1 pseudogene is annotated in these 642 nt (G+C 60.4%); it reads right to left on the bottom strand.

Features of this window, described 5'->3' with window-relative positions:
• Positions 1-150: 150 nt before the first annotated feature.
• Positions 151-642 (bottom strand): annotated as a pseudogene (locus AC1Q6C_RS33705) (IS1380 family transposase); the annotation flags it as partial.

Below are 642 nucleotides of genomic sequence, written 5' to 3'. Positions count from 1 at the left end.
TTTAGCCTGAATCCACCGATGAGCTTGTGAAAGTTGATCCGAATCGACGACACGAGCAAGAACTGTTTCCAGGCAGGGCGTGACCGCTGGTCTACCCAGCTTTTCCACGATTGACGAGTGTCGGGCCGCTGTCGGCGATTCGGTCAGATTTCAAGTGATGGGTGGCGGGCTGTACCCGATAGTGTTGGCCCACAGTCGAAGCCACACAGCGGTCCACGGCCAGTGAGTGGGCAGTCGCAGGATCGGTTTTCGTTGCGGTCGAGTCAATCGAGCGGGGATGTTGACGATCTTGCGTCGGAGCGTGGCCCCGCGGGAATGTGAATGCCGGTCGCCGGCAAGAACGCCGGTTGCCCGAAGCAGATTGTGGGCGATCGCCGCGCACAACACCCAGGCGGAGTTTGCCCCGAACTTCCCCGATGGCATGTGTGCAAGTGGCCCGTCGATGAGATCAGCGAACACGGTTTCGATAATCGCGTGCCGGCGGTGTGTGACATCTGCGTCGGCGGTGAGCCGGGTGGTGTTGGTGAAAAAGGGGTGATACCGCCAGACGGGAAACAACGTATCCGGGAATCGTGCGTCTTTGACGCGGCGCACAATCAGCCGGGCGGCGACCGGGGTCTTGGTGGAAGTGAAAGCGGTGTA

It is taken from the genome of Rhodococcus sp. MT28 (genome assembly GCF_058792695.1).
The sequence above is the reverse complement of the archived record's forward strand: the minus strand, read 5'-3'. Positions and strand labels throughout refer to the sequence as shown.